The 14,239-nt window shown below is 63.7% G+C and carries 16 protein-coding genes and 1 tRNA gene; 9 read left to right on the top strand and 8 right to left on the bottom strand.

The window, feature by feature from the left end; genetic code table 11:
- Nucleotides 1–49: 49 nt before the first annotated feature.
- From AC1MCA_RS20380 to AC1MCA_RS20370, 3 genes are read right to left on the bottom strand one after another with little or no spacing between them, the layout of a single operon-like run.
- The gene (locus AC1MCA_RS20380; protein ID WP_479800158.1) at nt 50–1,159 is read right to left on the bottom strand and encodes a serine hydrolase domain-containing protein; all 1,110 of its coding nucleotides are present in this window, start codon (nt 1,157–1,159) and stop codon (nt 50–52) included.
- Nucleotides 1,160–1,176: 17 nt separating this feature from the next.
- On the bottom strand, nt 1,177–2,280 hold the full coding sequence (locus AC1MCA_RS20375; protein ID WP_479800157.1) for a glutathione S-transferase family protein: 1,104 nt from the start codon (nt 2,278–2,280) through the stop codon (nt 1,177–1,179).
- A 9-nt stretch (nt 2,281–2,289) separates the two neighbouring features.
- Nucleotides 2,290–3,033, bottom strand: coding sequence for a M50 family metallopeptidase (locus AC1MCA_RS20370; RefSeq protein ID WP_479800156.1), 744 nt, complete (start codon nt 3,031–3,033; stop codon nt 2,290–2,292).
- A gap of 97 nt (nt 3,034–3,130) precedes the next feature.
- Between AC1MCA_RS20370 and AC1MCA_RS20365 the strand changes: the two genes are divergently transcribed.
- The gene (locus AC1MCA_RS20365) at nt 3,131–3,595 is read left to right on the top strand and encodes a GatB/YqeY domain-containing protein (RefSeq protein ID WP_479800155.1); all 465 of its coding nucleotides are present in this window, start codon (nt 3,131–3,133) and stop codon (nt 3,593–3,595) included.
- A gap of 134 nt (nt 3,596–3,729) precedes the next feature.
- On the opposite strand, the gene AC1MCA_RS20360 is transcribed toward AC1MCA_RS20365, so the two are convergent.
- Complete coding sequence (locus tag AC1MCA_RS20360; protein WP_108598821.1) at nt 3,730–4,032, bottom strand: DUF4193 domain-containing protein; 303 nt, start codon at nt 4,030–4,032, stop codon at nt 3,730–3,732.
- Nucleotides 4,033–4,476: 444 nt separating this feature from the next.
- On the opposite strand from AC1MCA_RS20360, the gene AC1MCA_RS20355 reads away from it, so the two are divergent.
- Entirely contained in the window at nt 4,477–4,692 is a 216-nt protein-coding gene (locus tag AC1MCA_RS20355; RefSeq protein WP_479800154.1) for a hypothetical protein, read from the top strand.
- Between the two features lie 151 nt (nt 4,693–4,843).
- On the opposite strand, the gene AC1MCA_RS20350 is transcribed toward AC1MCA_RS20355, so the two are convergent.
- Nucleotides 4,844–4,926 (bottom strand) — tRNA-Leu (locus AC1MCA_RS20350).
- A gap of 173 nt (nt 4,927–5,099) precedes the next feature.
- Here AC1MCA_RS20350 and AC1MCA_RS20345 point away from each other — a divergent pair.
- Together AC1MCA_RS20345 and AC1MCA_RS20340 are read left to right on the top strand one after the other, a co-directional pair.
- Nucleotides 5,100–6,404, top strand: a complete 1,305-nt coding sequence (locus AC1MCA_RS20345) for a M20/M25/M40 family metallo-hydrolase (RefSeq protein WP_479800153.1) — start codon at nt 5,100–5,102, stop codon at nt 6,402–6,404.
- A gap of 11 nt (nt 6,405–6,415) precedes the next feature.
- Nucleotides 6,416–7,576: an acyl-CoA dehydrogenase family protein gene (locus AC1MCA_RS20340; protein ID WP_479800152.1), complete on the top strand. Its 1,161-nt coding sequence runs from the start codon at nt 6,416–6,418 to the stop codon at nt 7,574–7,576.
- Here AC1MCA_RS20340 and AC1MCA_RS20335 read toward each other — a convergent pair.
- A complete protein-coding gene (locus tag AC1MCA_RS20335; RefSeq protein ID WP_131681392.1) occupies nt 7,573–7,806 on the bottom strand; it encodes a DUF5703 family protein in 234 nt (77 codons plus the stop codon). The genes AC1MCA_RS20340 and AC1MCA_RS20335 overlap by 4 nt on opposite strands.
- A gap of 39 nt (nt 7,807–7,845) precedes the next feature.
- Here AC1MCA_RS20335 and AC1MCA_RS20330 point away from each other — a divergent pair, with 39 nt between their 5' ends.
- Nucleotides 7,846–8,118, top strand: coding sequence for a hypothetical protein (locus AC1MCA_RS20330; RefSeq protein WP_479800151.1), 273 nt, complete (start codon nt 7,846–7,848; stop codon nt 8,116–8,118).
- Nucleotides 8,119–8,142: 24 nt separating this feature from the next.
- On the opposite strand, the gene AC1MCA_RS20325 is transcribed toward AC1MCA_RS20330, so the two are convergent.
- Nucleotides 8,143–9,078 (bottom strand): aldo/keto reductase, encoded by a 936-nt coding sequence (locus AC1MCA_RS20325; protein ID WP_479800150.1) that lies wholly within the window; start codon nt 9,076–9,078, stop codon nt 8,143–8,145.
- Between the two features lie 51 nt (nt 9,079–9,129).
- On the opposite strand from AC1MCA_RS20325, the gene AC1MCA_RS20320 reads away from it, so the two are divergent.
- Nucleotides 9,130–9,963, top strand: a complete 834-nt coding sequence (locus tag AC1MCA_RS20320; protein WP_479800149.1) for an undecaprenyl-diphosphate phosphatase — start codon at nt 9,130–9,132, stop codon at nt 9,961–9,963.
- A gap of 15 nt (nt 9,964–9,978) precedes the next feature.
- Complete coding sequence (gene mshC / locus AC1MCA_RS20315; RefSeq protein WP_479800148.1) at nt 9,979–11,256, top strand: cysteine--1-D-myo-inosityl 2-amino-2-deoxy-alpha-D-glucopyranoside ligase; 1,278 nt, start codon at nt 9,979–9,981, stop codon at nt 11,254–11,256.
- Nucleotides 11,257–11,270: 14 nt separating this feature from the next.
- Here mshC and AC1MCA_RS20310 read toward each other — a convergent pair whose 3' ends face one another.
- Nucleotides 11,271–12,176: a PAC2 family protein gene (locus AC1MCA_RS20310; RefSeq protein WP_479800147.1), complete on the bottom strand. Its 906-nt coding sequence runs from the start codon at nt 12,174–12,176 to the stop codon at nt 11,271–11,273.
- A gap of 200 nt (nt 12,177–12,376) precedes the next feature.
- Between AC1MCA_RS20310 and AC1MCA_RS20305 the strand changes: the two genes are divergently transcribed.
- Both AC1MCA_RS20305 and AC1MCA_RS20300 read left to right on the top strand, forming a co-directional pair.
- Nucleotides 12,377–13,063 carry an HAD family hydrolase gene (locus AC1MCA_RS20305; protein WP_479803483.1) on the top strand — a complete coding sequence of 229 codons (687 nt, stop codon included), beginning with the start codon at nt 12,377–12,379 and terminating at the stop codon, nt 13,061–13,063.
- Nucleotides 13,060–14,205 (top strand): site-2 protease family protein, encoded by a 1,146-nt coding sequence (locus AC1MCA_RS20300; protein WP_479800146.1) that lies wholly within the window; start codon nt 13,060–13,062, stop codon nt 14,203–14,205. The genes AC1MCA_RS20305 and AC1MCA_RS20300 overlap by 4 nt, the downstream gene beginning before the upstream one ends.
- Nucleotides 14,206–14,239 lie beyond the last annotated feature (34 nt).

Genomic DNA, 14,239 nt, shown 5'->3' with positions numbered 1-14,239 from the left:
GGGCGCCGCTTCAATCAGGACAAGCGCACTGGCAGGGACAAGCGCAGTGCTAGGACAGGGTTGCCGCGGCGCACCGTACGGCTGAGGCCAGGCGATGCGCCTTTCCCGGCGTGCGGCCGTCCTCCGCCCGCCGGGGAACATAGCCGAAACCGAGGCCGTAGGCGGGATCGGCGAAACCCAGGGCAGCGCTGGCGCCCTCGTGGCCGAAGGCCCGGTGACTGCCGAAATTCCGGGACGGATGCGGCTTCATGAAGACCACCGCAAAGGCGTTGTCCAGCCCCGAACTGCGGTCCAGGCCCCAGACCTGCTCCTGCGACATGACGCTGACCGTTTCCGGCGTCAGCAACGGTGCCCCGCCGTCGACACCGGTAATAGCCGCCGCGTAAAGCCGGGCCAGTCCCTCTGCGGTGCCAACGCCGCCGGCGGCACTCATGCCTGCCGCCCGCACCTCCTTGCGGTTGGGAAGTTCCATGATGGAACTGACTGCAGCGTTGCTGTTGAGCCCGTCGAGGCTCAGCGGGTCCAGCCACGGCTGCCGGGGGTTGATGTCATAGAGAACCTCGCGGTAGCGCGGCTCGAATTCCGCGGGCAGACCCAGGAAGAAGTCGATTCCGTAGGCATTGCGGATCCGGTGATCATAGATGCTCTGCAGGCTGGCGGCAGTGACCCGCCGGCACAGTTCCTCCATCAGGATGCCGATGGTGAGGGCATGGTAGCCAAAGCAGCTTCCCGGACGCCAGGAAGGCCGGGCAGCGGCGAGCTTTTCGGCTGCGTGCGGGGTGTGGAATTCGTCAAGGGCAAACCCGCCCTCCACACCCATCAGGCCGGCCTGATGGGACAGTGCTTCACGGACCAGCAGCCGATCTTTGCCGTGGACAGCGAACTCGGGCCAATAGTGCGCCACCGTCCGGTCGAGGTCCAACAGCCCTTCCTGGACGAGCACCGAGATAACCAACGCTGCGACGCCTTTGGAGACCGAGTACACGCCCGTTAGAGTCCCGGCCGTGATGTGAGGTCCGCCGATAAGGTCCACAACCTTCTCGCCGTCGCGGTAAGCGGCAACTTGGGCGCTGTATTGCGGATCGTCGGCGAGGAAGGTTTCAAACAAATCCAGGACGCCCTCGTACCCGGGCGCTGCAAAGCCGTGAGATTTCTGCATTGTCATAGCCTAGCGGCCTAGAAAGCGCTTTCCTCATCGACCGCACCGTGGCCTGCTGCGACTTCCTCACCGGACCGCACCGGTCCCGGGGGAGTGCCCTTGCCGAACGGCCGGCCGCCGAGCACTTCCCTGCCATGCGGCTCCAGCCAGCCGGCAAGATCCGGTCCTTTCGGAACGATACCCGTGGGGTTGACGTCCTCATGAACGATGTAATAGTGCTGCTTGATCTGGACGAAGTCGGTCGTGTCGCCGAAGCCGGGGGTCTGGAACAGGTCCCGCGCATAGCCCCAGAGCGCCGGCAGCTCAGTCAGCTTTTGCCGGTTGCACTTGAAATGCCCGTGGTACACGGGGTCAAAGCGGGCAAGGGTGGTGAATAGGCGCACGTCCGCTTCAGTGATCGTCCCGCCCACGAGGAATCGCTGATAGGTGAGGCGTTCCTCAAGCCAGTCCAAGGCCGTCCACAGCCGGTCATAGGCCATGTTGTAGGCGTCCTGGGAGCCGGCGAAGCCGCACCGGTAAACGCCGTTGTTGACCTCGGTGAAGACCCGCTTATTGATCGCATCGATCTCTTCCCTGAGAGCTTCAGGATAGAGGTCCGGGGCACCGTCGCGGTGGAACGCGGTCCATTCAGTGGAGAAGTCCAGGGTGATCTGGGGAAAGTTGTTTGTGACCACCGCGCCGCTGGGAATATCGACGATGGCGGGAACTGTAATGCCGCGGGGGTAGTCGGGGAAACGTCGGAAGTAGGACTCCTGGATCCGTTCAACACCCAGGACAGGATCCACGCCGCCCGGATCCAGGTCAAAGGTCCACGACCGCGCATCGTGGGTGGGGCCGGGCTGGCCCAGCGAGATGGCGTCCTCCAATCCGAGAAGCCTGCGCACAATCACGGTCCGGTTCGCCCAGGGGCATGCCCGTGCCGCTATCAGCCGGTAGCGGCCGGACTCTACCGGCCAGCCCGGCTCGCCGTGGTCACCGGGCCGCCCGTCACGGGTGATCCGGTCCTCGATGTAGTTCGTGTCCCGGGTGAATTCTGCTCCGCCGGTGACGTACGCGCCCCGGGTGCTGTGGTCCGTGGTTCCCGTGGTCGTCTGCTGGGTCGCTTGCGTTTCCTGGCTCATGGGACCAGCCTATGCGCCGGCGGCCAGGACCGTGGAGATCGGGAGCCAGGCGACCAGCCAGCAACCTGCCACGACTGCGCTGAAGAGGGCTATCCAGACGAAGGCCGGCACTGACGTGGCCCGGTAGAGCAGGTAGGCGTCGGAACTGGCCAGCCTGTCGCGCCTGCGGAGGTGCACGTTGGCTAGTTTGATGAGGTCCCGGACAGCGGCCACGAGCAACGCCAGTCCCAGGATGATCGCTATATGGCCGCTGAAGACCGCAGGCACCCACAGGACCAGTGCGGCGCTGGAGAGGACACAGGCGGCAGTGATGAGCAGTCCTGACAGGTTCCGGATGAAGATGACTGAGACAAGCAGGACGAGCGCCCCGGCGACGAGGGCGGCAGGTCCCCAGCCGGTGAACCCGCACCACACAAATGCCGCGCCCACCAAGGCCGGTACGGGGTATCCCCAGAATCCGGACCAGACGGCGGCAAGCGGCCGGCGGCTGTAGCTGGTGGTGGTGCCTGAGTGGTCGAGCCGGAGGTGGATGCCGCCCAGTCGCTGTCCGCTCAGTACCGCGGCGAACGCATGGCCGAGTTCGTGGGTGGCCGTTGCGAGCAGGCCGAAGTATTTCCAGGTCTGCCGCGGGATGGACAGAGCGATCGCTCCGGCCACCACCAGCGACAGCTCCGTCAGCGTTACGGCAGGGGGTGCCGTGCGGCTGAAGGCTTCGATCAGGCGTTGCCACAGTTGCTCGGGGAGGGGGATCATGGCGGTCAGGAGGGGGAGTGGTGATTGTCAGCCATAGACCTCTACGGTACTAGAGGACCCTGATGGACCACCCCGCCGTTGATGAACAGAGGAAATTGTGACCACGTTGAAGGAACGGCTGCATGCCGACGTCGTAATCCACATGAAGGAACGCAACAAAACAGCGTTGACCACTGTGCGGAATGTACTGGGCGAGATTGAAACGCGCGAGAAGTCAGGCAAGGCCCCCATCACGCTGGATGACCTCCAGGTGACGGCACTCCTGCAGAAGGAAGCAGCAAAGCGACGCGACACGGCCCGCATCTACACCGAGGCCGGCGAGCCGGAGCGCGCCGCAGCCGAAATTGCCGAGGCTGAAGTTATTGAGGCATACCTTCCCCAAGCACTTTCGGAGGCTGAGGTGGAGTCGATCGTGGATGGAGCAATTGCCGCCCTGAGGGCTGAAGGCCGGGAGCTGACGGCCCGCCAGATGGGTGAGGTCATGAAGCCGGTGACGGCGAAGGTTGCCGGTCGCTTCGACGGCAAGGCCGTGAGCCAGATCGTCCGCAGCCGTCTTGCCTAAGCGGCAATGGCATCCCGGAACACAGCATAAGAATGCAGCTTAAAAACGTAAGGCACGTCCACTTTGCAGTGGGCGTGCCTTTTCGTATGGTGCCGGCGCAGCGATGGCCGGGACCGGACGTCCTGGGTGCCGGATCAGCCTTCGCAGTCCGTGCAGTAGGTGTGTCCGTCTTTCTGCTTAGCAATCTGTGAGCGGTGCCGGACCAGGAAGCAGGAGTAGCAGGTGAACTCGTCGTCGGCCTGGGGAATGACCTGGACCACCAGTTCCTCGGCTACGAATTCGCCTCCGGGAACGCCGGCGCCGTCAAGTCCGTCGGCTTCATCGAGCTCGAGGACAACGCTGCGGGCGTCCGGCGCATTGGCTGACTGAAGCTGCTCCAGCGAGTTGTCTTGGGATTCCTTGACGTCGGAACGGAGCTCGTCGTAATCGGTTGCCACTTAGGTGTTTCTCTTTTCTTTGGTTCGTCTGTCGCGTATGAAACGTACAGCATCACACTGGTATTCCCCAATAGGTTCAGGGAATTAAACCCCACATCCGCCGGAAAGTGCGCCGGATGTGACCAACAGCACTCCGCGGCCCTCTGGTCAGAGTGCAAACACGAGGTACGGGCCGGCGCGGAGGCAGCGGGTTGGCTGGAGGCCCGCATAACGCCGTGGACCACCGATCCCAGCGCCCCATGGTGCGGAAAAATCCGACCCGCGATCCATGGATCGCATCCCCACGAAACGACAGGCCGAAGACGTCGCTGGAAGGCGGGAAATTTGCGTTGTCTTCCGTAGTGGAGTGGCGTACTTTGGGGCTCGGGGACCTCTCATGTTCTTCGGTACACCATGTTGTACCCCATCAGACCGGCATCCATTCGGAAGGCAGCATCGATCACGATGAACATCAGAGACAATTGGGGCCGCCTCGACCCGGCTACGCAGAAGTGGCTTATCGAGAACCCGGGATGTCAGATACTTCCGCGGACGATCACGTCCATCATCTCCAAGGAAACCGGAGCCGATCCTGCCACCGGGCAGCATGGTGAGATGGCACTGTCCCAGGAAGACCACGACTTCATCCGCTCCAAGTCATCCCGGATACACAGTACTTAGGGCACAACGAAGCCCTTGGATTCCAAGGGCCTTCCCATGACACAGGCATCGTCGCAACCGCAGCCTGCGGGCAACTGCGCAACCGCGAGTGAGTTGGCTGTGACGCAGAAAAGCCCCTGGAATCCTTGGATTCCAGGGGCTCTTCCCATTGTGCGCGGAGGGGGACTTGAACCCCCACCCCCTTTCGAGGACTAGCACCTCAAGCTAGCGCGTCTGCCATTCCGCCACCCGCGCAGGTGGTATTTCGGACCACGATTCCGCCTTTCAGCGTTTCGCTCTTGTCCGAAGCAGCGAGAAAAACTCTAACACGAACTTTCCGGAAAGATGGAATCGGGACAACTGGGTAGGCTGAAGGCAGTGAGACCTCACCGGTTCTCAGCCGCCATTCCACTGCCCAAGGAGCCAACATGTCCGATACCCGTGCCGAGGATGAAGTTGTCCGGATCTGCCAGGACCTCATCCGGATCGACTCCTCAAACTATGGAGACGGTTCCGGCCCGGGGGAGCGCGCCGCCGCTGAATACACGGCAGGACTGATTGAGGAGGTCGGCCTCTCCGCGGAGATCTTTGAATCCGCCCCCGGCCGGGCCAGCGTGGTGACCCGGATGGAGGGCGAGGATCCGTCGGCCAGCGCGCTGGTGGTGCACGGCCACCTGGATGTGGTTCCGGCCCTCCGCGAACAGTGGTCGGTGGACCCCTTTGGCGCCGAACTGAAGGACGGGCTCATCTGGGGCCGCGGTGCCGTGGATATGAAGGACATGGACGCCATGATCCTTTCAGTGATGCGGGACTTCGCCAGGTCGGGAAGAAAGCCCAAACGCGACATTGTCTTCGCCTTCTTCGCCGATGAGGAAGCAGGCGGCGAGTACGGCGCCCGCTATGCAGTGGACAAGCGGCCAGAGCTTTTCGAAGGGGCCACCGAAGCCATCTCTGAGGTGGGCGGATTCTCGGCGACCATCGGCGGGCAGCGTACCTACCTCCTGCAGACAGCCGAGAAAGGCATCTCCTGGCTTCGACTCGTAGCCCACGGACGGGCCGGCCACGGCTCGCAGATCAACACCGACAACGCAGTGACCCGCCTGGCCGCGGCGGTGACCCGGATCGGCGAATACAAGTGGCCCATCGAGCTGACCCCCACCACCCGCCAGTTCCTGGACGGTGTGACAGAACTCACCGGCGTCGAATTCGATCCGGATAACCCTGACCGCCTGCTGGACCAGCTCGGTACGGTGGCCCGGTTCGTGGGAGCCACCCTGCAGAACACCACCAACCCCACACTGCTCAAGGGCGGCTACAAGCACAACGTCATCCCCGAATCAGCCGAGGCGCTGGTGGACTGCCGCACACTGCCCGGCCAGCAGGACCACGTCCTGGAGGTCGTTCGGGAGCTCGCAGGCACCGGCGTCGAGGTCAGCTATGTGCACAACGACGTCTCACTTGAGGTCCCGTTCGCCGGAAACCTGGTGGACTCCATGATCGACGCCCTGCACTCCGAGGATCCCGGGGCCAAGGTTCTGCCCTACACCCTCTCCGGGGGAACGGACAACAAGTCGCTCAGCCGGTTGGGCATCACAGGCTACGGCTTCGCTCCGCTCCAGCTGCCGGCCGACCTGGATTTCACCGGCATGTTCCATGGCGTGGATGAAAGGGTTCCGGCCGACTCCCTGAAGTTCGGCGCCCGCGTGCTGAACACCCTTCTCACCAACTACTGAGGAAGCCGGCCATGACTCCCGAAGAGGTGCTCCCGGAACCGCTGATCGAGGCCATTCGCGGCCGTGCTGCAGGCTACGACCGGGACAACGCATTTTTCGCGGAGGACCTTGAGGAGTTGACGGCTGCCGGCTATCTCACAATGTTTGTTCCCGTGTCCGACGGCGGTCTGGGTCTGGGGCTCGAGGCGGCGGCCCAGTGCCAACGGAGGCTCGCAACGGCGGCCCCGGCCACCGCACTGGCCATCAACATGCATCTGGTGTGGACCGGCGTCGCGCAGGTACTGGCAGCCCGAGGAGACGATTCACTGGACTTTGTTTTGCGCGAGGCCGGCCAGGGGGAGGTCTTTGCTTTCGGCAACTCCGAGGCAGGCAACGATTCGGTCCTCTTTGATTCAAGGACCACGGCCGTAGCACTTCCGGGCGGAGGCTACAGCTTTACCGGGACGAAGATCTTCACGAGCCTTTCGCCCGCGTGGACCCGGCTGGGGATCTTCGGCAAGGACAGCCAGGGGCGGGATGGCCAGGGCGAACTGGTCCACGGGTTCATCACCCGGGAAACCCCCGGGTACCGGATCCTGGACGACTGGGACACCCTCGGCATGCGTGCCAGCCAGTCCCACACCACGGTCCTGGCCGGCGCGGAGGTGGGTGCGGACAGGATCTTCCGCAAGCTGCCCGTAGGGCCGGCCCCGGACCCCCTGATTTTTGCCATTTTCGCCTGCTTCGAATCCCTCCTCGCCGCCGTGTACACCGGCATCGGCGAGCGGGCACTGATACTGGGCGTGGAGGCCGTGAAGCGTCGGACATCGTTGAAGAACGGCGGCAGGAGCTACTCCCAGGATCCGGATATCCGTTGGAAAGTGGCGGAAGCTGCCATGGCGATGGACAACCTCTACCCGCAATTACAGGCCGTGACCCGGGATGTCGATGCGCTCACCGACCACGGGCCCCAGTGGTTTCCCAAGCTCGTGGGGCTGAAGGTCAACGCGACAGAGACAGCGCGCCGCGTCGTGGACCTGGCGATCCGCGTGAGCGGCGGGTCCAGTTACTTCCGCGGCTCGGAACTCGAACGACTGTACCGTGATGTGCTCGCCGGAATGTTCCATCCATCGGACGATGAATCGGCTCACAACACCGTGGCGAACGCCTGGCTGGGAGCGCTGGAGGCCTAGACGGTCCGCTGGACCTGCATGACACGCCGACGCAGCCAGAAACGCCTGCCGCCACCCAAATACAGCTTGCTGCGTTCCAGTTCCCACTTGCCGTATTCGGAATGCTCCACGAGCCGGCGGCGCGCTTCAGGCAGTGAATCGACAGGACTGACCGTCAATACGAGGTACTCGTACTGACTGAGAAAGTCCCGTTCCCGTTGGACCGAGCTGGTCAGAAAATGTTCCTTCATTGCTCTCCATTTTCGTCCTTTTCCGGCTAACGTGAAGTCATGAGCATCGATCCGCGTGTCGCGCTTCAATCCTTGACCACCGCTTTGGAAGAACACCTTATAGCAGCATCCAACCGACGCGGAGATGGAGATCCTGCCGTTGAAGCCGCGTTTTTCGCGGTAGCGGATGCCTTCGAGGTTTATGAAGACGCAATCTACGAGGCTTATAGCGAAGTCACACCCCTCCAGGTCTTTGACGATGAAGAAGACGAGGACGAAGACGAGGAATCCGGTGTTGACGACGACGAGGACCTGGAGATCCTCGAAGACTGAATCGTCTCTCCCCTTGCCGGCTGATCAGGCGGGCAGGGACACATCCTCAAGAGCCCTGGCAATTTCTGGGGGCAACCGGGTCAATTGGGCGGCAAGAATTTCCTTCGCCTGGACCGGCGTCCGGGGTCCGACGATCGCGGTAGCGACCCCATGCTGGGCCAGTAGCCAGCTCAGCGACACGTCCAGCGGAGTCCTCCCCAACCCCTTTGCGGCCATGGCCACTGCCTCCACAACACTTGAGGGCTGGGCCGCCAGGTAAGCCTCCACATAGGGTGCAAACTCGTTGCGCGATGCGCGGGAATCTGCAGGGATACTGCTGCGGTACTTACCGGTCAGGACGCCGCGGCCCAGCGGCGCCCAGGCCATCAGGCCGAGCCCGGCATCTTCGACGGCGGGAATAAGCTCCGCCTCAGGGTTCCGGTGCAGCAGCGAATACTCGGCCTGTGCGGCAACCAGCGGAAACCCGGCCACTGCGGCTGCCTTGGCGCTCTGCCAGCCGTTGAAATTCGAGATTCCCACATAGCGTGCCCGTCCGCTGCGGAGCGCAAATTCCAGTGCGGACAGCGTTTCGTCCAAGGGGACATTGCCGTCCCAAGCCTGCGTGAACCAGAGATCCACATAGTCGGTCCCCAGCCTCGCAAGGCTGGCGTCCAGGCCGGTCAGCATCGCATTACGCGATGTGTCCACGGTGCGGCGGCCGTCCGACGTCGACACCCCCGCTTTGGTGGAAATGCAAAGTTCGGTGCGGGAAACGACGTCGCCCAGCAGGGAGCCGAGCATGGCCTCGGCCCGGCCGTCTGCGTAAGACGCCGCAGTATCAACGAGTTTTCCGCCACCTTCAACAAAGGTGCGCAGGATTTCGGTTGCGTCCTGCTCGTCGGTTTCACCGGCCCAGGACATGGTGCCGAGGGAGAGGGCGGAGACTCGCAATCCACTGTTGCCGACGTAACGCTGCTGCATAGCTGCAAGCTTACGGGGATTGACCTCCGGTCCATGACGTAGGGTCTTAGCGTGAACTGGTTTGAGGCGGCCCTGCTGGGCCTTGTGCAGGGACTGACCGAATTTCTTCCGATTTCATCAAGTGCGCATCTGCGGATTGTGGGGCAGTTCCTGCCCAATGCGGCCGACCCCGGGGCTGCCTTCACGGCCATCACCCAGCTGGGTACGGAAACCGCGGTGGTGGTCTACTTCTGGCGGGACATCGTCCGGATCGTCAAGGCGTGGGCCGGATCGCTGACCGGTAAGGTGTCCCGGCAGGACCCGGATGCCCGCATGGGTTGGCTGGTCATCCTCGGCAGCCTCCCCATCGTGGTGCTCGGCCTCCTGTTCCAGGACCAGATCGAATCCGTCCTCCGCAGCCTGTGGCTCGTGGCCACCATGCTGATTGTCTTCGGGCTGATCCTGGCAGTGGCAGACGCGGTGGGTAAACAGGAACGCGAACTGACCCAACTGACCTACAAGCACGGCATCCTCTACGGGTTTGCACAGGCCCTGGCTCTCATCCCAGGCGTTTCGCGCTCCGGCGGAACCATCACTGCGGGCCTGCTGATGGGCTACACCCGCGAGGCCGCTGCCCGCTACTCCTTCCTCCTTGCCATTCCTGCCGTATTCGGCAGTGGCCTGTACCAGCTCTACAAGACGGTTTCCAAGGAGGGCATCAGCGGTCCGTACGGCCTCCCGGAAACTGCGCTGGCCACAGTCATCGCCTTTGTGGTGGGCTATATCATCATTGGCTGGTTCCTCAAATTCATTTCCACCCGGAGCTACCGGCTCTTTGTGTGGTACCGCATTCTCCTGGGCATGGCCCTCTATCTCCTGCTCGGTTTCAATGTCATCAGCGCCTAGCACTAGGCTTGGTCTGTGAAATCCTGGACCTCCCGCCCTGTCCCCGTGCTGCCCGGCACCATGCCTGCCCTCCGGCTTTTCGACACAGCCCAAGGCAGTGAAGTGGCACTCCCGTCCGACGGGGAGCAGTCCATGTACGTCTGCGGAATCACCCCCTACGACGCCACCCACATGGGCCACGCCGCCAGCTACGTGGCATTCGACCTCCTGAACAGGGCATGGCGCGACGGCCGTCAGCAGGTCTCCTACGTGCAGAACGTGACCGACGTGGACGATCCCCTGCTGGAGCGCGCCACGGCTACAGGCGTCGACTGGAGGGACCTGGCGGCGAGCCAGATCGAACTCTTCCAGACCGACATGGAGGCCCTGAACGTCCTGGCTCCGGACCACTACGTGGGTGCAGTTGAATCTGTGCCCCTGATCGTCCCGGCCATCGAGCGGTTACTGCGTGATGGCCTCGCCTACCGCGTAGAAGGTACCGCGGGGGAGCCCGACGGCGACGTCTACTATGACGTGGAAGCTGCCGGAAAGCATACGGTCGCCCCTGACGCCTGGACCCTTGGGTCGGTGTCCCACCTGGGCGAATCGGAAATGCTCGAACTCTTCGCCGAGCGGGGCGGAGATCCCGGACGCGCCGGAAAACGCCAGGCCCTGGACCCGCTGCTGTGGCGCGTAGCCCGCGACGGCGAGCCCAGCTGGCCCGGCGGCGAACTGGGCCAGGGCAGGCCGGGTTGGCACATTGAGTGCACCGTCATCGCCCAGCAATACCTTCCCGCCCCGTTCACTGTCCAGGGCGGCGGCACCGACCTGATTTTCCCCCACCATGAAATGGGGGCCGGGCACGCTTACTCGCTGGCAGGCGTCCCGCTGGCGCACCACTATGCCCACGCAGGGATGGTGGGCCTCGACGGCGAGAAGATGAGCAAGTCCAAGGGCAACCTGGTCCTGGTATCCAAGCTGAGGGCCGACGGCGAAGACCCGGCGGCCATCCGGCTGGCAATCCTGGCCCACCATTACCGTTCCGACTGGTCCTGGACAGCTGAGGGATTTGCTGAGGCCAAAGAGCGGCTGGCCACCTGGCGGCAAGCCCTTGCCGTTGCGCCGGCAGGCTCGGCTGCAGGTGTGATCGCTGACATGCGTTCCGCCCTCGCCGCGGACCTCAACGCGCCGGCGGCACTGGCAGCCCTCGACCGCTGGGCAGCTGCCGCGAACTCTACCGCGGCAGCTGGTTGCCGGCAGGACCAGGCATTGGTGAGCGACGCAGCTGACGCGCTGCTCGGCGTCGTTCTCTAGGGCTTATCCGGGCCCTAGGGCTTGTCCCGGCCACGGCGTTTCAGGTAGCGCTCAAACTCGCGGGCAATGGATTCGCCGGTGGCCTCCGGAAGGTCGGCTGTGTCCTTTGCTTCCTCGAGCTGCCGGACGTACGCGGCGATTTCGGGATCCTCAGTGGCCAATTCGTCCACGCCCCGCTCCCAGGCCGCCGATTCTTCGGCCAGCTCGTGGGTGTCCAGCGGAACCTGGAGCAGTTCCTCGACCCTGTTCAGGAGGGCAAGCTGGGCCTTCGGCGACGGAGCCTGCGCCACGTAGTGGGGCACCGCAGCCCAGAGCGAGACGGTGGGAATGCCGGCCAGCAAAGCCACTTCTGCCAGGACGCCCACAATCCCCACCGGGCCTTCGTACTGGGAGGCCTCGAGGTTCAGGCGCTCCCGCAACGGGGCATCGTCGGAGGAAGTGCTCACCGGGATAGGCCTGCTGTGGGGAACGTCTGCCAGCAGGGCCCCCACCAGGATCACGTAGTCCACCTTGAGCGCTTCGGCGTGGACCAGCAGTTCCGCGGTATAGGCGCGCCACTTGTAGGAGGGCTCGGTGCCCTGGACGAAGATGACGTCCACATTCGAATCCGGCACGCTCGCTTTGTAGATCCGGGTGGACGGCCACTTGATTTTGCGTTCTCCCGTTGCGGTCCGGCGGACGGTAGGACGGGTGAACTGGAAGTCGTAGTATTCGTCGGCATCGATGGACGCGACCTTCTTGCCGCCCCACAGCCTGTTCAGATAGCGCAAAGAGTCACTGGCAGCTTCCCCGGCATCGTTCCAGCCCTCAAAAGCGGCAAGCATCACAGTGATGCGCTCTCCCTCAGCCACTGGCAGCAGGAACTGCTCCGGTTCAGGCGTGGCACCCGGTTCTGTGGTGTCTCCGTCGAAGCTATTCATTTCTTCACCCTACGTCCAAGAACAGGCGTGACGCATTGAATGAAGCGCTAAAAAGTGTGAAGGTGCGGCGCAGGAAGCGGGAACGCACGGCCCATATTCGCCGAGGGCGTATCCCACGGCTGGCGTTCAGGCCGGCACCGTAGACTGAAAACATGCGACCTTCACCCTCCGTGTCCCCGCTCAAAGCCGTACTTTGGGATATGGACGGCACCATCGTTGACACCGAGCCCTACTGGATTGCCGCTGAACACGCCCTGGTGGAAGCCCATGGTGGAACGTGGTCGCACCACCAGGCCATGCAGCTCGTGGGGCAGTCATTGACGTACTCAGCAGGCGTTCTCCAGGCGGCCGGCGTTCAGCTGGAGATCCGGGAGATCATCGACTCACTGACCGCGGAGGTCATCGGCAGCGTCCAGCGGTCGGTTCCCTGGCGGCCGGGCGCCAGGGAACTTCTGGAGGACCTGCACCAGGCCGGCGTGCGGTGCGCATTGGTTACCATGTCGGAGGCACCCCTGGCGCGCGAAATTGTCGCAAGCCTTCCGAAACAGTACTTCGAATTCCTGGTCACGGGAGACACCGTGAGCCAGGGGAAGCCCCACCCGGAGGCGTACCTGACGGCGGTTGAACTGCTCCAGGACGCGGACCCCGGCCTGACCATCGAGCACTGCGTCGCGCTGGAAGACTCCGCTCCTGGAGTGGCAGCCGCAGTGGCCTCCGGCGTTGCCACGGTGGCCATCCCACACATTGTCCCGCTGCCCGAGGACCCCCGGCACACCATTTGGAAAACGTTGGCGGGCCGAACAGTCTCTGACCTGGAAGCCATAGCCGCACTCAGCCTGGCCGGGGCCGCCGTCATGCCCGAACCCTTGTCCGGGAGAACACCATGAGTACAGCCCCCATAACTGGGCGCCGTGAAGGCATCAGCCTGGGACGGATTGCCGGTATTCCGGTGATTCTTGCCTACTCCTGGTTCGTGATTGCCGCGTTCACTGTCATTGTTTACGGACCATTGCTTTCGGAGCAGAATCCTGCGCTTGGCATGGCCGCTTACTATGTTGCATTCGCGTACGCCCTGCTTCTCCTGATTTCGGTCCTGGTCCACGAGCTGGCCCACGCCCTGACGGCCAAGATCTTCGGCTGGCCCACGCAGAAAATCGTCCTCAACCTGTGGGGCGGGCACACCCAGTTTGAGAACTTCACGGCTTCTCCGGGCCGCTCGGTCATCGTGGCCCTGGCCGGGCCTGCAGCCAACCTGGTCCTCGCCGGCGGCGCCTGGGTGCTCCTGACCAGCGTCAGCATGGGCAGCGTGGCTGAAATCCTCGTCAATATCTTCATGTGGGCCAACTTCGTCATCGGGATCTTCAACGTCCTGCCGGGGCTCCCGCTTGATGGCGGAAGGATCGTCGAGTCGGCCGTCTGGAAGGCCACCGGGAGCCAGGCCAAGGGCACAGTCGCCGCCGGTTGGGCCGGCCGTGTCATTGTGGTTGGCCTGGTCTTCTGGTTCATCGGCCGGCCCCTGCTCGGAGGCGGCGAGACGGACTTCAGCATTTTGATGGTCACAGTCCTTGTCTGCGGGTTCCTGTGGATGGGGGCGAGCGCCTCCATACAGCAGGGCACCCTGCGTGGCAGGCTGCACCTGGTCAGCGCTGCCGCATTGGCCGGCCCCGCCGTCGGAATTCCTGCCACCGCCACTGTGGCGGACCTCCACAGGCTCTCGCCGGATGCGTCCCAGGCCGTTGTTGTCTGCGGGCCCGACGGACGCCCGCAGGGTGTAGTGGACGCGGCCGCCGTCGCGGCGGTTCCAGCCTCCGCTGCGGGAGCCACCCCCGTTACCGCCGTCTCCTACGCCCTGGCCCCCGGGGCCTACGTTCCAGAGTGGTCCCAGGGGCAGGAACTGATCCAGTACCTTTCCCAGCTCGAAGGCCACGAGTATGCGGTGGTGGACCATAACGGGATTGTGACCGGACTGCTGGCGCAGAACGCCGTGGTGGGCGCCATCACCGGCAAGGCCGTCCGTTCAAATAGATAACCGCCGGGTCAAAACCGGTAGAGTTACGTGCCGG

The organism is Arthrobacter sp. BK1 (assembly GCF_056680055.1).
Note: the sequence above shows the minus strand (reverse complement) of the source record. Positions and strands in the feature narration are given on the sequence as shown.